At 35.1% G+C, this 17,939-nt stretch carries 22 protein-coding genes; 19 read left to right on the top strand and 3 right to left on the bottom strand.

Annotation, left to right across the window (positions count from 1 at the left end; translation table 11 throughout):
• Nucleotides 1-4 precede the first annotated feature (4 nt).
• The 10 genes from F5ESL0233_RS01805 (at nucleotide 5) to F5ESL0233_RS01850 (ending at nucleotide 6,566) form a co-directional block, all read left to right on the top strand.
• A complete protein-coding gene (locus tag F5ESL0233_RS01805; protein WP_122058432.1) occupies nucleotides 5-694 on the top strand; it encodes a GntR family transcriptional regulator in 690 nt (229 codons plus the stop codon).
• Nucleotides 695-707: 13 nt separating this feature from the next.
• On the top strand, nucleotides 708-1,175 hold the full coding sequence (locus tag F5ESL0233_RS01810; RefSeq protein WP_090093411.1) for a PTS sugar transporter subunit IIB: 468 nt from the start codon (nucleotides 708-710) through the stop codon (nucleotides 1,173-1,175).
• Between the two features lie 18 nt (nucleotides 1,176-1,193).
• Nucleotides 1,194-2,024: a PTS sugar transporter subunit IIC gene (locus F5ESL0233_RS01815; RefSeq protein WP_118896922.1), complete on the top strand. Its 831-nt coding sequence runs from the start codon at nucleotides 1,194-1,196 to the stop codon at nucleotides 2,022-2,024.
• The gene (locus tag F5ESL0233_RS01820) at nucleotides 2,005-2,826 is read left to right on the top strand and encodes a PTS system mannose/fructose/sorbose family transporter subunit IID (protein WP_090093414.1); all 822 of its coding nucleotides are present in this window, start codon (nucleotides 2,005-2,007) and stop codon (nucleotides 2,824-2,826) included. Before F5ESL0233_RS01815 ends, F5ESL0233_RS01820 begins: the two co-directional genes overlap by 20 nt.
• Before the next feature lie 17 nt (nucleotides 2,827-2,843).
• Nucleotides 2,844-3,914, top strand: a complete 1,071-nt coding sequence (locus F5ESL0233_RS01825) for an SIS domain-containing protein (protein ID WP_122058433.1) — start codon at nucleotides 2,844-2,846, stop codon at nucleotides 3,912-3,914.
• A 29-nt stretch (nucleotides 3,915-3,943) separates the two neighbouring features.
• On the top strand, nucleotides 3,944-4,939 hold the full coding sequence (locus tag F5ESL0233_RS01830; RefSeq protein ID WP_090093418.1) for an SIS domain-containing protein: 996 nt from the start codon (nucleotides 3,944-3,946) through the stop codon (nucleotides 4,937-4,939).
• A gap of 12 nt (nucleotides 4,940-4,951) precedes the next feature.
• On the top strand, nucleotides 4,952-5,365 hold the full coding sequence (locus F5ESL0233_RS01835) for a PTS sugar transporter subunit IIA (RefSeq protein WP_122058435.1): 414 nt from the start codon (nucleotides 4,952-4,954) through the stop codon (nucleotides 5,363-5,365).
• 129 nt (nucleotides 5,366-5,494) lie between these two features.
• Nucleotides 5,495-5,722, top strand: coding sequence for a hypothetical protein (locus tag F5ESL0233_RS08220; RefSeq protein WP_122058437.1), 228 nt, complete (start codon nucleotides 5,495-5,497; stop codon nucleotides 5,720-5,722).
• A gap of 146 nt (nucleotides 5,723-5,868) precedes the next feature.
• Nucleotides 5,869-6,204, top strand: coding sequence for a PTS sugar transporter subunit IIB (locus tag F5ESL0233_RS01845; RefSeq protein ID WP_090093423.1), 336 nt, complete (start codon nucleotides 5,869-5,871; stop codon nucleotides 6,202-6,204).
• Between the two features lie 14 nt (nucleotides 6,205-6,218).
• A complete protein-coding gene (locus F5ESL0233_RS01850) occupies nucleotides 6,219-6,566 on the top strand; it encodes a PTS lactose/cellobiose transporter subunit IIA (protein WP_122058439.1) in 348 nt (115 codons plus the stop codon).
• 61 nt (nucleotides 6,567-6,627) lie between these two features.
• Here the strand turns inward: F5ESL0233_RS01850 and F5ESL0233_RS01855 are convergent, their stop codons facing one another.
• Nucleotides 6,628-8,073 (bottom strand): 6-phospho-beta-glucosidase, encoded by a 1,446-nt coding sequence (locus F5ESL0233_RS01855; RefSeq protein WP_122058441.1) that lies wholly within the window; start codon nucleotides 8,071-8,073, stop codon nucleotides 6,628-6,630.
• A 142-nt stretch (nucleotides 8,074-8,215) separates the two neighbouring features.
• Between F5ESL0233_RS01855 and F5ESL0233_RS01860 the strand changes: the two genes are divergently transcribed.
• The 9 genes from F5ESL0233_RS01860 to F5ESL0233_RS08225 all read left to right on the top strand — a co-directional run bounded on the left by F5ESL0233_RS01860 (nucleotide 8,216) and on the right by F5ESL0233_RS08225 (nucleotide 16,903).
• Complete coding sequence (locus F5ESL0233_RS01860) at nucleotides 8,216-8,716, top strand: hypothetical protein (protein WP_090093428.1); 501 nt, start codon at nucleotides 8,216-8,218, stop codon at nucleotides 8,714-8,716.
• A gap of 84 nt (nucleotides 8,717-8,800) precedes the next feature.
• Nucleotides 8,801-10,147 carry a PTS cellobiose transporter subunit IIC gene (gene celB / locus F5ESL0233_RS01865; RefSeq protein WP_122058443.1) on the top strand — a complete coding sequence of 449 codons (1,347 nt, stop codon included), beginning with the start codon at nucleotides 8,801-8,803 and terminating at the stop codon, nucleotides 10,145-10,147.
• A 121-nt stretch (nucleotides 10,148-10,268) separates the two neighbouring features.
• Entirely contained in the window at nucleotides 10,269-10,826 is a 558-nt protein-coding gene (locus tag F5ESL0233_RS01870) for a hypothetical protein (protein ID WP_122058445.1), read from the top strand.
• 94 nt (nucleotides 10,827-10,920) lie between these two features.
• Nucleotides 10,921-11,391 (top strand): DNA starvation/stationary phase protection protein, encoded by a 471-nt coding sequence (locus tag F5ESL0233_RS01875; protein WP_122058447.1) that lies wholly within the window; start codon nucleotides 10,921-10,923, stop codon nucleotides 11,389-11,391.
• 126 nt (nucleotides 11,392-11,517) lie between these two features.
• Nucleotides 11,518-12,210, top strand: a complete 693-nt coding sequence (gene rpiA / locus F5ESL0233_RS01880; protein WP_122058449.1) for a ribose-5-phosphate isomerase RpiA — start codon at nucleotides 11,518-11,520, stop codon at nucleotides 12,208-12,210.
• A gap of 22 nt (nucleotides 12,211-12,232) precedes the next feature.
• On the top strand, nucleotides 12,233-13,162 hold the full coding sequence (locus F5ESL0233_RS01885) for a nucleoside hydrolase (protein WP_122058451.1): 930 nt from the start codon (nucleotides 12,233-12,235) through the stop codon (nucleotides 13,160-13,162).
• A gap of 3 nt (nucleotides 13,163-13,165) precedes the next feature.
• Nucleotides 13,166-13,891 (top strand): GntR family transcriptional regulator, encoded by a 726-nt coding sequence (locus tag F5ESL0233_RS01890; RefSeq protein WP_090093438.1) that lies wholly within the window; start codon nucleotides 13,166-13,168, stop codon nucleotides 13,889-13,891.
• A gap of 154 nt (nucleotides 13,892-14,045) precedes the next feature.
• Entirely contained in the window at nucleotides 14,046-16,445 is a 2,400-nt protein-coding gene (locus F5ESL0233_RS01895) for a phosphoketolase family protein (protein WP_122058452.1), read from the top strand.
• Between the two features lie 170 nt (nucleotides 16,446-16,615).
• The gene (locus F5ESL0233_RS08225; protein WP_158593113.1) at nucleotides 16,616-16,903 is read left to right on the top strand and encodes a hypothetical protein; all 288 of its coding nucleotides are present in this window, start codon (nucleotides 16,616-16,618) and stop codon (nucleotides 16,901-16,903) included.
• Between the two features lie 52 nt (nucleotides 16,904-16,955).
• Here the strand turns inward: F5ESL0233_RS08225 and F5ESL0233_RS08230 are convergent, their stop codons facing one another.
• Together F5ESL0233_RS08230 and F5ESL0233_RS01905 are read right to left on the bottom strand one after the other, a co-directional pair.
• A complete protein-coding gene (locus F5ESL0233_RS08230) occupies nucleotides 16,956-17,129 on the bottom strand; it encodes a hypothetical protein (protein ID WP_158593114.1) in 174 nt (57 codons plus the stop codon).
• Between the two features lie 69 nt (nucleotides 17,130-17,198).
• A complete protein-coding gene (locus F5ESL0233_RS01905) occupies nucleotides 17,199-17,933 on the bottom strand; it encodes a PTS transporter subunit EIIB (RefSeq protein ID WP_122058456.1) in 735 nt (244 codons plus the stop codon).
• Nucleotides 17,934-17,939 lie beyond the last annotated feature (6 nt).

Raw genomic sequence — 17,939 nt, forward strand, 5'->3', positions numbered from 1 at the left:
AAAAGTGTTATTTAAAGAAGTTTATGCGGATTTGAAGTTGAAAATCAAGCAAAAGAATTATTTGCCTGGCAGTAATTTACCCACTGAGACGGAATTACAGGAATATTATCAGGTCAGTAGAACAACTATTCGCAGAGCAATTGATCAACTTGTAGCAGAAAATAAGGTTATACGAAAAAAAGGCAGCGGCTTATTCGTTGCTCCAGCAATTTCAAAGCAAAATATCTTAGAAATGACAGGTATCATTAAACAATCAGTTCCCGAACTAGCAGATATGATAAAATTTAAAGATAGTTATTTAAGGTTAGTGGGTCCATATTATGCTGATGTTTTTAATATTGGTGCTAATGAACTGCTATATTTTATTTCGTTTGTAATCAATATAAAAGGACAATTAACATGGGAAAAGTTGATTTTACCCCTAGAATATTTTCCTGACTTTGATCCAACTTGCTTAAAGATAATGTCAATTATTGAAGCAGTTAATTCTGGAAAATTAAAACCCAAGAACTTATTTCAAGATTTTCAATTAATAAGAGCAACGGATGAGATAGGCAAGCAGTTATGCATCCAAAAACAAGCGCCAGTATTTAAAATAACTAATCTTTTTTCAACTAAAGATAGCAAAATTGTAGCCGTTGAGTACAGGCTACAAGATGCTTTAACTACCAAGTACTCAATTGATTTTAATTAGTGGAGGAAAAATAATGATTAAGCTTGTAAGAGTAGACCATCGATTAGTTCACGGCCAAGTGGCCGTTTCTTGGTTCAATAGTCTAGATGTAAATACAATTTTTGTGGTTAATGATGAAGTTGCTAAGGATGATTTTCGGAAATCAGCTATTAGATTGGCTAAACCAGAGAACTCTAAATTAGTAATGAAATCGGTTGATGATAGTATCAAAGCCATTAATTCTGGGGTGACTGATAAGTATAAAATGCTAATTGTAGTTGAATCGGTGGCCGATGCGACTAAGTTAATTAAGGGTACAGGAGAAAAAATTAAAAGTTTGAATTTGGGTGGAACTAAACCACGGCCTAAAACTAAAAATTATGCAAAAACAATTAACTTAACTCCGACAGAAGCAGATCAGCTTGATGAACTTCAAGCTAGTGGGGTTGATGTTTGGATAAAGCAAGTTCCCAATGATGATAAGCGGGAATTTCATAAATAGAGTTGAGGAGTTTAAGGTATGAATGTTTATGTAACAGCAATTATTTTAGCCTTAATTGCAATGTTGGGAAATGGTGAGTATTTTTTAGGTTCATCAATGCTATCAAGACCACTTGTAACATGCACATTAACAGGACTAGTATTAGGAAATCTGCAACAAGGCATCATTATGGGTGCAACTTTGGAACTAGCCTTTGTAGGTTCATTTTCAATTGGAGGAGCTATTCCCCCAGAAATTATTTCAGGTAGTGTTTTAGGTACAGCTTTTGCTATCGGCGCTGGGAAAAGTACCGCTGTTGCTTTAACGCTTGGTATTCCTATTGCATCACTAGTTTTAGTAATTAAAAATTTGTGCTTTATCTTTATTTTGCCTTACTTTGTTCATCGAGCTGATCATTATGCAGAATTAGCTGACGGCAGTGGTATAAGTCGAATGAATGTTTTAGGAGGATTTTTTTCAGTTAACTTACCAATTGGTTTAGTGGTAGGGATTTCTTATATTTTAGGTAGCCCAGTAATTAAAGGAATTTTAAGTGTAATTCCGCAATTCATTATTAATGGTTTGGGAATTGCTACTGGGTTGCTACCAGCTTATGGTTTTGCCCTTTTAATGAAAATGATGATTAATAAAAAGAATGCAACTTTTTTTATCATCGGATTTGCGTTAGCAGTTTATTTAAAGATTTCAGTTACCGGAGTTGCCATTTTTGGAGCTTGTCTTGCCTTGATTTTAACGGGCTATTCTGCATTTAACGGTAAACCAGTAGTAAATACGGCGCCGAGTACTAATAAAACAGCTAAATTAAATACAGAAAATGGAGGTATTGACTATGAAGATGAAGAATTCTAAGTTACTTACTAAAAAAGACCTAATGAAGACTTTTTGGCGCTCATTTACAATGGAATGGGCATGGAACTATGAGCGGCAGATGAATTTAGGTTACTCCTATGCCATGGTTCCTGCCTTACGGAAAATCTATGGGAATAATAAGGAAAAATTGCAGGCTGCTTACAAACGCCACCTGGAATTCTATAATGTCACTCCATGGTTAAGTACTTTTCCATTAGGAATTTCCATTGCAATGGAAGAGCAAAATAAACTTGATCCTGAATTTGACGATGCAGCAATTAATAACATTAAGGTGGCGCTGATGGGTCCACTAAGTGGTATTGGTGATTCATTTTTTTGGGGTACTTTACGGGTGATTGCAACTGGGATAGGTACTTCACTTGCTCTGCAAGGGAATATCTTAGGTCCACTACTATTTTTGCTAATTTTTAATATTCCAGCATTATTGGTGCGCTATTATGGCTTATTTGTTGGTTATAATGTTGGTTCATCATTTATCGATAAAATTCAAAAAACAGGATTAATGGATAAGATGACCTATGGAGCATCTGTGTTAGGGTTAGCTGTTGTCGGTGCAATGGTGGCGACAATGGTGACTTTAAAAATGCCCTTAAAAATTGGTAGTGGGGCGCAAGCAACATCGATTCAAAAAATATGTGATGGGATAGTACCAGGTATTTTACCCTTACTGTTCACATTCTTTATTTTTTGGCTTGACCGAAAAGGTTGGAAATCACAGTACATTCTTCTGTTGATTGCCGCAATTGGTATATTTGGTGCCTGGTCAGGTTTATTAGGATAATATTTAAGGAGATATTTGTGAAAAGCATTGAAGATTATGTTAATTTAGAACCGCAATATTATCAGTCCGTTCTCGATAATTATCAAAGTTTGTTTGGGGACAAGTTCACCAAGGACGAGGTAACGAAATTTGATAACGTAGTAATTTATGCAACAGGGTCAAGTTCAAATGCAGCTTATGGTGCCTTGCCCTTTATGAGTAAAATTTTAAAAATGCCGGTACGAATTGAAGAACCATCAATTTCGGAAAATTATCTGTTGAATGTCAAAAAAAATACTTTGTGTTTGGCAATTTCACAAGGTGGCCATAGTTATTCAGTAGTCAAATTAATCGAACGTTTGCAAGAAGCAGGACATAAAGTATATACGCTGACTAGCGAACTTGATAGTCCGGTTGCCAAGATTAGTAAAAATCTTTTATTAATGGGGATGCCGGTAGAAGAAATGCCATATGTTAGTGCTGGTTATAGTGTGGAAATTTTAGATTTACTACTAATCACATTAACAATTGCGAGCGTAAAAAATCAAATTACTAGCGCGTGTTATCAAAAATATTTAACCGAACTGACATCAATTGTGCAGGCAATGCCTTCTGTTATTAAAAGGTCTAGTCAGTGGGTTGATTTGCATTTATCTGAATTTAGTAATGCACAAAGAATAATGTTTATTGGCTACGGAGCTGCTTATGGAGTTAGCCGAGAAGGCGAAACGAAAATAACCGAAGCTGTTCGAATCAGTTCTTGGGGTAAAGAACTAGAAGAATATATGCATGGCCCTTATTTAGGACTAAAACATGATGATTTTGTTATTTGCTTGGAGCCTAATGGAAAATTACAAAAGCGGCAAGAACTATTGCAACAATTTTTAAATAAGCATATTAAGCACGTTTACTCAATTTATGCCGGTGTGGCTCAAAATTTAGGTAGTCATGATTTAAGTCTTCAAGTAGAAACAAATGAACTGTTAAGCGCTTTATTTATGACTGTTCCGGTTCATTTACTGGCTTATCGTTTGTCGCAAAAAAAGGGAATTGATTTGCAACATTCAGCTTACCCTGATTTCGATGAAATTACAGCGTCAAAGATCTAATCATAATTTTAAAAAAGAGGAAAATACAAATGCGTAAATTTAATAAGCAAGAATTAATTCAAAGCATGGATGGTGCCCTTAAGCTAAGAGGCAAGATTAATGAAATAATTGATCCATTATTTAACAAAGGTATTTCTAATATTTGTTGGTTAGGAATTGGTGGCACCTATGCTTCAGGTATGCAAGCTAACATTCATATGAAAGAAAAGAGTGCCTTGGAAACTTTTTATCAAAATGCAGCAGAATATATTGTAACTGGTAATAAACGAATTACAGATAAAACATTAGTAATCATTTCATCTGTTACGGGTAATACTAAAGAGATGGTTGAGGCCGTCAAAAAGTTGAATGAAGTAGGTGCAACTATCTTGGGTTTTATGGATGATCCGAAAGCAAAGCTTGTCTCTAGTTTGACTTACTGCATCTCTTATCCAGAAAACGAACAACTAAAGTTCTTTATGGTTGGTGATCGCTTAATGTATCTAAATGGTGAATTTCCTGATTATGAAGACTTTTATCAAGAAATGGAGCAGTATTTCGCTCAAGACATTGCCGAAGTTAGTGTAAAAGCAGATGCTTTTGCTAAAGATTTTGCACAAAAGCACCATGATGATGCAATTCATTACTTTGTTGGCGCTGGTAATCAATGGGGGGCAACTTATTCTTATGCAATGTGTTATTGGGAGGAACAACATTGGTTAAAAACACGCGCAGTTGAAGCAGCAGAATTTTTCCATGGCATGTTTGAAATAATTGATCGTGATACTCCTGTAACCGTATATGTAGGAGAAGATAGCCAGCGACCTTTAAGTGAGCGGGTAGCCCACTTTTTACCTGAAATTTGTGGTAATTATACGATTATTGATGCCAAAGATTATGACTTACCAGGTATTTCAGAAAAATATCGTGGAACATTATCACCATTTGTTTTCCACGCAATCAATAACCGGATTGATATTCATATTGAACACTTGAATCGTCATCCGATGGATATAAGACGCTATTATCGAGCTTTAGACTATTAATTGGTGATATTTATGATTGGTGTGATAGTTTGTATGCATGGTAACTCTGCACTAGAACTAGTGAAAAGTGCGGAAATGATTTGTGGCAAGCAGGAAAATTGCTATGCAGTCAATTTTATAATGGGCGAATCATTAGATGAATTAAGCGAACAATTAACTAATAAAATAGAGTTATTGTCTCAGCCGTTGATTTGTTTGACGGATTTAAAGGGCGGTACGCCATTTAATACATTAGTTAACCTTAAAAAGCAATATTCAAATATAGAAATTGTAGCGGGCGTTAATATGCCAATGTTGCTAGAACTATTTGTTAGTCGTGAACAAATGGCAATGCCAGAATTACTTGAGACTATTATAGAAGCGGGGACAGCTGGTGTGTACCAATATGTTACTGAAAAAATAGTTGATGAAGATGAAGAATTTTAAGTCATTTTGCTTTTATGAAATATTTATTTACTAACATTATATTTTTATATATTACTAGTAACTGTAGATGCTATAATGTATTATCTCTAAAGTGCATAGTTATTAAGAATAACTAAAAGGAGTAATAATATGTCTAGGAGTTTTAATTATATTAATGGTTCAAAATTTGAAAGCTTTTTTGGTGTAATATTAATATGTTTAGCAGTGTATCAACTATTTAATAGTGTGAAATATACTAAGGGGATACTACATAAAGGAACTAACAATGGCTTTTCTTTAGGAGCAATCACGTTTTCATTTTTCTTTAGTCTAATATTATTTGTGATTGGTATTTTAGCGATTATGCAAAAATTTTAAAGACGATAGTTATGGATGTATTTAAAATTTTTAATGATAATTAAAAATTAATTTAAACATTTTATAGGTCATAATAGTAAGCGCTACCTAAAAAGTGGTATAATAAAATAAATTTTATGGATACATTCTAGGAGGAAAATTTTATTATGGCAGAACAAACAATTATGCTAAATTGTAGTGCAGGTATGAGCACATCATTACTAGTAACAAAAATGCAACAGGCAGCTCAAGAGCAAGGAATCGATGCAAAAATTTTTGCTTGTCCTGCTTCAGAAGCTTCACAACATATTGGGCAAGAAGAAATTGATTGTGTCTTACTTGGACCACAAGTTAGTTATATGAAAGATGATTTTGTCAATAAAGTAAAAGGCAAAGGAAAAGATGGTCAAGATATTCCACTTGATGTAATTAATATGCAAGCATATGGCATGATGGATGGTAAAAAAGTATTACAACAAGCAGAAGATTTAATTAACGGCTAAAACGGGAGATTAAGATGGCAGAAAATCAGACAGAAGAGCAAACTTTACAGGCTGCGATGGGTCTAATTGCCAATGGTGGTAATGCAAAAAGTTTGGCTTTTGAGGCGATTCGTCAAGCTAAAAAAGGTGATATTAAAGGAGCGCGGGCTAAGTTAGAAGAAGCTGATGCTTCTTTAAATGAAGCTCATAATTCGCAAACTGCAATGTTGACCCAAGAAGCTCAAGGAGGGCACACTAATGTAACTCTACTTGTAGTTCATTCACAAGATCATTTGATGAATGCAATTACTTTTAGAGATTTAGCAGGTGAAATGGTTGATTTGTATGAGAAATTATATGAAGCTAATTCCTTGGCAAAATAAATGAATAACAAAAAAACGAAGTTAAATTTAACTTCGTTTTTTTGTTATTCATTTATATATTTTAATTCAAATCTAAACCGTTAGTTTTAATTACTTTTTTATACCAGTCAAATGAATCTTTCCGTGAACGACTCAGGTCTCCTTCGCCAGCGTCATTTTTGTCAACGTAGATAAAGCCATAACGCTTATCCATTTGTCCTGTTCCAGCTGAAACTAAATCAATAGGTCCCCAAGGAAGGTAACCCATTAAGTCAACACCATCAATTTCTACGGCTTTTTCCATTTCAGAAATATGTTTTCTCAAATAATCAACGCGGTAATCATCATGAATAGAGCCATCTGCTTCAACTTTATCGTATGCACCAAGACCATTTTCAACGATGAATAATGGCTTATGATAACGATCTGTTAAATGATTTAAAGCAATGCGTAGACCTTCAGGATCAATTTCCCAGCCCCAATCGCTACGTTCTAAAGTTGGATTTTTGGCCACGGCTTTAGCTAAATCATTTAGTTCATCTGGCTTAACTTTTTCCGCTGAAACGGTAGTTGTTTGATAATAACTAAAACCAACGTAGTCAACAGTTCCTTCTTTTAGGACAATTCGATCTTCATCGGTAATGTCTGACCGATAACCATTTCTGTCAATATAAGCTTCAACTTCTTTAGGATATTCACCAAAAACGTGGACATCTGAGAACCAATCGCGGCGTTGTTCAAATTTGTCAGCTAATAGTACATCTGCTGAAGATGAAGTAAGAGGCCGCACAGGTGAATAATTAATCATACAGCCAATTTCAAAGTTAGGATTAATTTTGTGCCCAACTTTAACTGCCAAAGCTGATGCAACTAATTCATAATGAGCAGCTTGGTACATGGCTGCTTCTTTTTCTTTCTCACTGAGATTATTAAGAATAATTCCTGAATTTGTAGCTATTGAAAAGTCTTCATTATATGCAGATTGATTATCAATCTCATTAAATGTCATCCAGTACTTCACACTATCTTTATAGCGCTTAAAGCAGACAGTAGCAAACCGAACAAAAAAGTCAATTAATTTCCGGTTGGTGAAACCATTATATTTTTTGACTAAATTGAACGGAATTTCAAAGTGTGAAAGAGTCACTACAGGTTCAATTCCATAATGATGGCAAGTTGCGAATAAATCGTCATAAAATTTCAGACCAGCTTCATTAGGCTCTTCGTCATCACCATTAGGGAAAATTCTGGTCCAAGCGATTGAAGTTCTAAAAGCCTTAAAACCCATCTCTGCCATTAATTTGATATCTTCTTTATAGTGATGATAGAAGTCTATGGCACTATGATTTGGGTAATTCTTTCCTTCAATGACGCCATCGGTAATTTCACGTGGCTTAGTTGCTGATCCCACAGTCATTACATCGGCAATTGACATTCCTTTGCCGTCAACATTCCAAGCACCTTCTAATTGGTGCGCAGCAACGGCACCGCCCCATAAAAAACCATCTGGCATTTTTGCTGAATACATATTTTTCTCCTTTTGTCATTTATACTGATAGCGCTAACAGATTTATTTTATAATAAATTGAAGTGTTTTATCAAGTTAAATAATAATTGGCTTTTATCAGTATCTAAGGACTATAATAAAATCATAAGATGGGAGATTTTTTATGATAAATAAGAAAGAAAATCAAGCAGACTATCAACGTAAAAACCATGAAGACACTATCAAGTATTTATACTTTAGTCGTTATTTAATGTTGCGTTATATAGTGGTCATTTTTTTGTTTACTAATCTTTTTTGGTTATTAATTCTAATTCAATATCAAACGTGGCTTGGAGTTGTTATAGCAGGAATTATGACTTTAATTGCTACGGCTGCAGCGATTGAACAATTAGCTAAATTACATAATCGAAAATTAGCTGTACCAATAACGCAAGCCTTTTTGTGGCTACAATTGTTGGTTAACCTGTTATTGGCGGGGAGTCTTTTTTTACCTATTAGAGTAGACTTATTCCCTTTTATAAACACTAATAATGTTTGTTATTTAATATTAGCTATCCTTTTTATCGGTGTTATTTTAGCGTATTGGTCAATTAAGCGAATCCACCAGATTACAAATAATCGTGATAGGTACGTTAAGGTTATTGAAACTTTCAAAAATAATTAAAAAATTCTTGCATTAGTTATGAAAACGGTTACAATATTAATTAAGTAGTTTTAAAAAATTACTATTTTGAAGGGAGTTTTAAAAATGACAGAACCAAGTAAGAAACCGCTTAAGGATCGGATTGCCGCCATAGCGGGTAAATTTGCGGCAACGAGATTTGTACGGGCAATTATGGATGCGGGTTATAGTGTGATCTCGTTTTCAATTGTTGGAGCGTTTTTCTTAATTTTGACGGTGTTGCCACAGATTATTAATACACCGGGATTTATAAGCTTTTATGCGAATACGATTGGCCGATTTTCTAATTTATACCAATCAGTCTATAACGCAACAATGGGGATTATTGCCCTAGTTTTTTCCGGCACTTTTGCCTATTCTTACACTAAAATTTATCATGATGAAGAAAAACTAAACTTAGTGCCGATGAATGGGTTAATGATGTTTTTAATGGGCTTCTTTATCACGGTAGCCGAATTGGTCTGGAAGAATGGCCGAATGGAATTCGTGCAAGTTTTCAGTAAAACCCAAATGGTTGCTGGGGGTTATGAGGCCAATACTTCAGGAATTTATCGAATTGGTGCAGTCGGGATCTTTATTGGTTTAGTCGTAGCTTGGTTGACTGTCCAAATTTATCGTTATACCATTAAGCATAACTGGCAAATTAAGATGCCAGCATCAGTTCCATCTGGCGTTTCAAATTCCTTTAGTGCTTTAATTCCTGCTTTTTGTGTCGCAATTATTATTGCTGCAATTAATGCTGGATTTGTTTTAGCTGGAACAGATTTATTTAAAATTTTATTTATTCCGTTTTCCTTTATTAGTGACATTGCTGATACTTGGTGGGGTTTTTTAATTATTGTATTTTTAATTCATTTCTTATGGTGGTTTGGTATCCATGGGGCAACCATTATTAGTTCATTTTATACCCCAATTGTTTTAGCCAATATGTCTGCTAATGTTAAAGGAGCGCATCACTTCTTTGCTGGTGACCCGACTAATGCCTTTATATCTATTGGTGGCTCAGGTGCGATGTTAGGTGTTGCTATTTGGCTGGTAGTAGGAGCACGCTCTGCTCAGCTAAAGGAATTAGGTAAGGTTGAAATTGTGCCCGCAATTTTTAATATTAACGAACCATTAATTTTCGGCTTACCGATTGTATATAATATCGATTTAATGATTCCATTTGTTTGTGCACCACTTGCGTCAGGAATTATTGCTTACTTAGGAATAAGTTCACATTTGGTGCCAAAAATTATTGTGCAACAACCATGGCCGACACCGGTTGGCTTAGGTGGTTTTATTGCTACTGCTAGTTGGCAAGGAGGGGTTTTGGCGATTGTGTGTGCAATTGTTGCTTTCCTTGTTTGGTATCCATTTATCAAGCATTATGACAATGTCTTATTGAAGAAAGAACAAACTGCTACTGACTAACAATAATTAATAATATAAAAAAACTGGCTGCATTTGCAGGCAGTTTTTTATATTATTAAAGAAAGCGTTACCAAAAAGGTGCTATAATAGAAAATAGAAATAATGAAAAGAGGTATGACTGATGCTTATTTTTGGTAAAAAATTAAATTTTCGGCCATTATTAATTGGATTGTTATTTTGCTTGGGAATAGGATGCTTAGCGGCAATAATACTACAACTAATGAATATTCACCCAATTATTTGGGCTGTTTTAGCAGGAGTAATAATTTTTTTGTTGATTACTCTAGTTTATTACCCGACAGTTTTGCAGTATGAATTTAATTATTTTACTATTTCTAAGCAAGAAATAACATATTACAATTATGGTAATCGTTTCAACAAATTTAAATTATTGTTGTTGGGTAAAAATGCTCCTGTAAAGACAATTAAATTGGCTGACATTAAATCAGCTCACTTAGTTGGTAAAAATGAAATCAAAAAAATGGCTTTTACAGTGCCTTTTGATATGTTGCAAGTTTATTTTTCAGGCATTATTTCTATGCTGATGAATCAATTTGGGCTTGAACTTGTATTAAATAATGGGCAAAAAATATACCTGTCACTTGCTCGTGATCATATCTATAATCCTGAAAAAACTTATAATCAAGCTAACACAGCTATCAATATGATTAAGAAGTAGTAAGTTAAATTTTATAAACTAAATTTTGGTATTGCGACCGCTTTCTTGTTATGATGAAGAAGTAAGCAAGGTATCTGAAATGGAGGAATTCTAAATGAAATACCCAAAGACTAAAGAAGTATTAAATCAATTAGTAGCGGATTTAACGCAAATGCATATGGTCGTTCACCAACATCACTGGTATATGAGAGGAAATCGCTTTTTAAAACTACATCCATACTTAGACAAGGTAATGGACGAATTAGCTGATCAGCTTGATCAAGTTTCAGAGCGCTTAATTACGCTTGATGGCTCTCCCGTCTCAACTTTAAGTGAAATTGCTGAGAAAACAAAAATTGTGGATGAAAAGGGCAATTGGACTGAAACAATTGATGAACGTTATGCCAAAATAATTGCTGGTTATAAATACTTAGAAGGGCTTTATGAAGAGGGAATCAGAGTTAGTGATGAAGAAGGCGACTATTCAACTAATGATATGCTAACGGGTTTCCATACTGATATAGAGAAACGGATTTGGATGATGGCTAGTGAGATTAATCAAGCTCCTACTATTGATCCAGAATAATGAAACTAGCAAATAAAAAGACAGTCTTTTGGGCTGTCTTTTTTAGTGCCATGATTATTAAATTTATTTGCTATAATAAAGTTAATTTGCTGGTTATTAAAAATAATTATGAGAAAGGTGTAGGTAATGGACAAACAGAATCAAGATGAATTAAAAAAAAGAGCAGCGATCAAGGCTGCGAGTTTGGTGCGCTCAGGGATGAAATTAGGGGTAGGCACGGGCTCAACGGTCGCTTATTTAATCGATGAACTAGGTCGTCGTAAAAAAGAAGAACATTTAGAATTAGCGGCAATTGTTACGACTTCCAGCAGAAGTAAGAGACAAATGGAGCGGTGGGGCTTTCAAGTTAATGAATTAGCTGAAGTTGATCAACTTGACTTAACGATTGATGGTGCTGACCGTTTTGCTACTGACTTTTCCGGTATTAAAGGTGGTGGCGGTGCCTTGACTATGGAGAAAAATGTAGCAGTTAATTCTAAAAAAATAATCTGGATTGTTGATGAATCTAAAGTAGTTGATTATTTGAGTGGTTTTCCTTTACCAGTTGAAGTATTACCCATTTCCTGCGAGCAAAATTTTCGCCGATTTCAAGCGCAAGGGCTCAAGCCTACATGGCGCATGGCTGATGAAAAGCGATTTGTTACTCACTATGGCAATTATATAATTGATTTAAATATTGAACAAATTTTAGTGCCACAAGGATTAGCAGCTTATCTTGACCATATGGTAGGAGTAGTCGAACATGGCCTTTTTATAAATATGTGTGATGAAGTGATTATTGCTCACACTAACGGTAAAATAGAGCAACGTAAAAAATAATTTTTGTAAAGAGGGAAAACATATGACAAAAAAACCATTAATTATTAGTACTGATCCAGGAATAGATGATGTAGTAGCACTAACAATTGCCCTTTTTTCTGCTAAGCTTGATGTGAAATTAATTGCAGCAACTTGGGGTAATGTACCATTAGCTAACACTTTGGTTAATACATTAAAATTAGAAGCATTTTTAAAAACGAAGGTACCAGTTGTCTCCGGCGCAACGTGTCCTTTATTACGTCAAGCTATTGATGCTTCTGATGTTCATGGTAAAAATGGTCTTGCTGGTTATGAATTTCCTGCAGCTGATCAAAGTTTACTACAGCCAGGATTAGCGGCAAGTGCAATTCACCAAGTTGTGGAGCAAAGTTCAGAAAAAGTAACTTTAATGCAGATTGGACCAGCAACTGATTTCGCTCTTTACTTTCGGCAATTTCCAGAGGATCTAGCTAAAATTGAGCAGTTAGTAATCATGGGGGGAGCAATTGGACGCGGAAACTGGGGCCCATATAGTGAATATAATGTTGCTGGGGATCCAGAAGCTGCGCAAATTGTTTTTTCTAGCGGTGTAAAAACACTGTTGGCGCCATTAGAATTAGGTCATCAAGCTTATATTACCCAGGAAACGTTACAAGAAATTAAGCATATTGGTGATGTTGGTGATATGCTGTATAACATTATGACGAATTTACATGATGAAACAGAAACAGATGGTCGCGAAATATATGATGCCTTAGCAGCTGGAATGTTAATTGAACCAGATATGTATACTTTTAAGCCAGCCTATGTAGTTATTGATACAAAAAGCAGTAATGCTTACGGGGCATCGATGATTGATTTTGATAATTTCTTTGGTCAGCAACCAAATGTACAAGTAGGAGTAAAAATTAACCAAACTGTTTTTGCAAGCTGGCTTGTAAATGAAATTACTAAAGCAGAACAATTGAGGTAATTAATGACAGATTTTGTGTATCGCACGGTAATGCGTGATATAAAACAGAATATTTTAGAAAATAAGTACGATGGGATGCGTCTTCCAGATGAACGAAGTTTGGCAGATCATTATCAGGTAAGTCGTTCATCAATGAAAAGAGCAATGGAGCTCCTTTCACAGGAAGGAATTGTGTTTAAAAAACGTGGCAGTGGCACTTTTATTAACCCGCTATATCTAAAAAATCAGTCTCTGTTTCGTTATGATGGTTCCAATCTGGGTTTAACCGATAGTCTTAAAGTACCAGGTAAAACTCAAGGTATTAAGTTAATTGATTTTAATGTTATTCCAGCGTCAAAGGCAATTGCACAAGACCTATTTTTGGAACCTAATGATTTTGTGTATGAATTTCATCGCTTGCGTTTATTAAATGAGCAACCTTTTTTGCTGGAAACGGGCTATTTACCTATCAAAATTGTACCGGAACTGAAACCCGAACACTTAAAAAAGTCCTTATTTAATTATTTAGAAGATAAGCAGAACAAAGTTGTTACTAAGGCATTTTTAAATATTACGGTTGATTCATCTAACGAGAATGATCAAAAATGTTTGCAACTCAAAAAAACAGAGCCAGTAGGCGTAATAGAAGGAATTTTTTTCTTAGATGATGGTACTCCTTTTGAAGTATCAACCATGCGGATACATTATCAGTACATGAGATTCAATACTTTTGTTAATTTAAATCAATAAAAGACAGGCTTTTAGCCTGTCTTTTTTGAATACCATATTTTAGTAGCCTTCAAAATTGGAACGAACCAATTATAAAAATGGTTGAACTTAAATGGAAACTTGTTATAATATGTGTATCAAGTAAAACTAAAAACTTTAAAAAGGGAGAATTAAAATGGCAGTTGATTATGACTCAAATGAATTTCTTAAAAGCGTTGATGCCCATTGGCGTGCCGCTAACTACTTATCGGTTGGTCAGCTTTTCTTAATGAGCAATCCATTATTGAAGGAAGAACTTAAGGCAAGTGATGTTAAGCCTAAGCCGATTGGCCATTGGGGCACCATTTCACCACAGAACTTTATTTATGCCCATTTAAATCGGGTAATCAAAAAATATGATCTTGACATGTTTTACATTGAAGGATCCGGTCATGGTGGTCAGGTAATGGTTTCTAATGCCTACCTTGATGGTTCTTATAGTGAGCTTTATCCAGATATTCAACAGGATGAAAAGGGGATGGCCAAACTATTCAAGCGTTTTAGTTTTCCAGGCGGCTCAGCCTCACATGCTGCCCCAGAAACTCCAGGTTCAATGCATGAAGGTGGCGAGTTAGGTTATTCGATTTCTCACGGCACTGGTGCTATTTTGGATAATCCAGATGTAATTGCGGCCGTTGAAGTTGGTGATGGTGAGGCTGAAACGGGTCCTTTGGCAGCCAGTTGGTTTAGTGATAAATTTATCAATCCAATTAAAGATGGTGCAGTTTTACCAATTTTGCAAATTAATGGTTTTAAAATTTCTAATCCTACGATTGTTTCCAGAATGTCCGATGAAGAATTAACTAAGTATTTTGAAGGAATGGGTTGGCATCCGTATATTATTTCAGCTTATCAAGGTGGAGAATTTGCTGGTTATAAGGACCATATGCAAGTGCACCAAGAAATGGCTAAACTTATGGACACTGTAATTGAAGAAATTAAAGCTATCCAAAAGAATGCACGTGATAATAATGATGAATCTGTTGCCCATTGGCCAATGATTATTTTCCGCGTACCAAAGGGTTGGACCGGTCCTAAATTTGATCTTGACGGCAATCCCATTGAAAATTCATTTAGAGCTCACCAAATTCCAATTCCAGTTGCCCAAGATGATATGGAACATCAAGAAATGTTACTAGATTGGTTGCAGAGTTATAATCCAGCAGAATTATTTGATGAAAATGGTGCTCCTACTGCTATCGTAACTGCTGATAATGTTCAAGGTGACAGACGCATGGCTATGAACCCGATTACTAACGGTGGAAAAAATGCCAAACGTTTGAGTTTACCTGATTATCGTAAGTATGCTTTAAAATTTGACCAACCTGGTTCAATTGAAGCAGAAGATATGACGGAATGGGCAAAATATCTAAATGAAATTGCCAATCTTAACCCTAATGATTTTAGGGGCTTTGGTCCTGATGAAACTAAATCAAATCGATTATTTAAATTTATTGATGATCAAAAACGGCAATGGGAAGGTTCAGTTCATACCCCTAATGATGAAAATTTGGCACCAAGTGGTCGCTTAATTGATTCGCAATTGTCGGAGCACCAAGATGAAGGGTGGCTTGAAGGATATGTTCTTTCTGGACGACATGGCTTTTTTGCTACTTATGAATCATTTGGCCGCGTAGTTGATTCAATGTTGACTCAACATATGAAGTGGTTAAGAAAGGCTAAGGAACAATACTGGCGCAAGGATTATCCTTCACTTAACTTTGTAGCTACTTCAACTGTTTTTCAACAAGATCATAACGGCTATACCCACCAAGATCCAGGTATTCTTACTCATATGTATGAAAAGAATCGTCCAGACCTTGTTCATGAATATTTACCAGCTGATACCAACTCACTCTTAGCAATTTCACAAAAAGCTTTTACTGATCGTGAATGTATTAATATTCTGGTTACTTCTAAGCAAGAGCGTCCGCAGTGGTTCTCTATTGATGAAGCAACGAGAATTGCTGAGCATGGTTTATCATATATTGACTGGGCGTCTACTGATCAAAATGCTAAACCAGATGTAGTTTTTGCTTCAACTGAGACTGAGCCAACAATGGAATCGCTTGCAGCAATCGACCTTTTGCATAAGAACTTCCCAGCTTTAAAAATTCGTTACATTAACATTATTGATGTAATGAAGTTAATTAATACTGAGGATAATCCAGCAGCAATTTCTGATGCAGAATTTGAGCAACTATTTCCAAGTGATGTACCTGTTATCTTTGCTTGGCATGGATACAAGGCGATGATGGAATCGATTTGGTTTGGTCGCGGGCGTAGCAATGTTCATATTCATTGCTATGAAGAAGAAGGTGATATTACTACCCCATTTGATATGCGAGTAGTCAACCAACTTGACCGTTTCCATTTAGCAAAGGATGCAATTTTGAGTGTACCGCAATATGCAGAGCAAAGTGCTGGTTTTGTTGCTAAAATGGATCAATTGCTGGCGAAGCATCACCAATACATTAGAGATAATGGTAAGGATATCCCTGAAGTTACTGAATGGCAGTGGTCTGGCTTGAAGTAGCAATTAGTTAGCTATTTTTATAAAATGAAAAAGTTGTTAAGTCTTACTGAGAAGCATAGACTTAACAACTTTTTTGCTAGAGATAGAATTATTTCTTTGTACTCTTTTCAAAGCCCCAAAAGTAAGTGAGCAGATCCCCTGTTAAAAGTGCGGTTCCCGAACCTAGAATCATGAATCCAATTGGCTCATACATCATCATTAAGATTGAAAAAATATTATCAATTAAAAATGATTTAACCACAACGTGTAAAGAGGCACTAACTGCACCACCTAGCCCGCCAGCAATTGCTGTAATAATAATTAAACGCTTGGAAGGCATAATTAAACCATATAAAATTGGTTCGGTTACGCCTGCAAAAATTCCAGTAACTGTTACTGAACCTGCTAAACTTTCTAGTCTAGCATTTTTACTTTTAATTAAACTATATAAGAATGCACCTAAAGCAACACCAATTTGAGCCCAAAATGCGCATACGCCGACGCCACCAATGACATCACCACCATAGACTTTTAAATAATGACATCACCACCATAGACTTTTAAATTTTGTAACGTAATTGGGACGAGTCCCCAATGTAATCCTAAGACAGTCAAAAATGAGTAGGATGCTCCCAGTACTAAACCTGCTACTAATCTACTTTTGCCAAATAACCACATAATAATTGTAGAAATCCAATTACCCACTGTATTACCAAATGGCCCAAAAATTAAAACGGTTGCTGGTACTAAAATAATTAAACAAATTGTTGAATTTTAAAAAAAATGTAGTTGTTGCGGAATAATTCGTTTTAATAAACGTTCTAAAATGACATATGCCCCAATAATGACAAATATAGGAAAAACAGTAGTTGAATAATCAATCGGGTCTAATGGCATTCCTAAAAAGTTTAAACCATGTTTGCCAATTAAATGGGTAAAACAGGGTTCTAATAATGCAGCTCCTAATGCTCCGCCAACAAAAGGATCAGCCTTAAATTCTTTGGCTAAAGTAATACCAACAAAAATAGGTAAAAAATAGAAAACGGAATTGCCTGCCGCAGCTAATACCAAATATGGCGTACTAGTGGCTGATAACCAATGCAGACTAGTCAATACAGTCAGGATAGCCTTAACCATGCCTGCGCCAGACATAATTGAAAGTAAAGGCATAAAAGCGCCTGAAATAATTTTTGTCAATGAAGATTTTACTTTATTACTTGAATTAGCTTCAGGTAATTTATTTGAATCAGTCTGTTTATTAGCGGCTAATTTTTGTTGAATAATGTCATAATATTCAGCTACGTTGGGACCAATTACAATTTGATCTTGCCCGCCAGTGTGTACGATACTTAAAACACAGGATAAATCATTTAATTTTTTTTCATCAATTTTATGACTATCTTTAAGTTCAAATCTTAGTCTAGTCACACAATGGACTAGACTATTTACGTTTTGCGGACCACCAACATATTTTAAAATAGCTACTGCATCTTTATTTATTTTATCCATATATTC

It is taken from the genome of Lactobacillus sp. ESL0233 (assembly GCF_003692995.1).
Taxonomy (GTDB): domain Bacteria; phylum Bacillota; class Bacilli; order Lactobacillales; family Lactobacillaceae; genus Lactobacillus; species Lactobacillus bombicola.

Coding starts and splice junctions, on each gene's coding strand:
- rpiA (WP_122058449.1), top strand. CDS start 11,518: ATGGACAAACAGAATCAAGATGAATTAAAAAAAAGAGCAGCGATCAAG.
- F5ESL0233_RS01885 (WP_122058451.1), top strand. CDS start 12,233: ATGACAAAAAAACCATTAATTATTAGTACTGATCCAGGAATAGATGAT.
- F5ESL0233_RS01810 (WP_090093411.1), top strand. CDS start 708: ATGATTAAGCTTGTAAGAGTAGACCATCGATTAGTTCACGGCCAAGTG.
- F5ESL0233_RS01895 (WP_122058452.1), top strand. CDS start 14,046: ATGGCAGTTGATTATGACTCAAATGAATTTCTTAAAAGCGTTGATGCC.
- F5ESL0233_RS08225 (WP_158593113.1), top strand. CDS start 16,616: ATGAATCCAATTGGCTCATACATCATCATTAAGATTGAAAAAATATTA.
- F5ESL0233_RS01860 (WP_090093428.1), top strand. CDS start 8,216: ATGATAAATAAGAAAGAAAATCAAGCAGACTATCAACGTAAAAACCAT.
- F5ESL0233_RS01845 (WP_090093423.1), top strand. CDS start 5,869: ATGGCAGAACAAACAATTATGCTAAATTGTAGTGCAGGTATGAGCACA.
- F5ESL0233_RS01875 (WP_122058447.1), top strand. CDS start 10,921: ATGAAATACCCAAAGACTAAAGAAGTATTAAATCAATTAGTAGCGGAT.
- F5ESL0233_RS01870 (WP_122058445.1), top strand. CDS start 10,269: ATGCTTATTTTTGGTAAAAAATTAAATTTTCGGCCATTATTAATTGGA.
- F5ESL0233_RS01855 (WP_122058441.1), bottom strand. CDS start 8,073: ATGTATTCAGCAAAAATGCCAGATGGTTTTTTATGGGGCGGTGCCGTT.
- F5ESL0233_RS01830 (WP_090093418.1), top strand. CDS start 3,944: ATGCGTAAATTTAATAAGCAAGAATTAATTCAAAGCATGGATGGTGCC.
- F5ESL0233_RS01890 (WP_090093438.1), top strand. CDS start 13,166: ATGACAGATTTTGTGTATCGCACGGTAATGCGTGATATAAAACAGAAT.
- F5ESL0233_RS01850 (WP_122058439.1), top strand. CDS start 6,219: ATGGCAGAAAATCAGACAGAAGAGCAAACTTTACAGGCTGCGATGGGT.
- F5ESL0233_RS01905 (WP_122058456.1), bottom strand. CDS start 17,933: ATGGATAAAATAAATAAAGATGCAGTAGCTATTTTAAAATATGTTGGT.
- F5ESL0233_RS01815 (WP_118896922.1), top strand. CDS start 1,194: ATGAATGTTTATGTAACAGCAATTATTTTAGCCTTAATTGCAATGTTG.
- F5ESL0233_RS01835 (WP_122058435.1), top strand. CDS start 4,952: ATGATTGGTGTGATAGTTTGTATGCATGGTAACTCTGCACTAGAACTA.
- F5ESL0233_RS01820 (WP_090093414.1), top strand. CDS start 2,005: ATGAAGATGAAGAATTCTAAGTTACTTACTAAAAAAGACCTAATGAAG.
- celB (WP_122058443.1), top strand. CDS start 8,801: ATGACAGAACCAAGTAAGAAACCGCTTAAGGATCGGATTGCCGCCATA.
- F5ESL0233_RS08220 (WP_122058437.1), top strand. CDS start 5,495: ATGTCTAGGAGTTTTAATTATATTAATGGTTCAAAATTTGAAAGCTTT.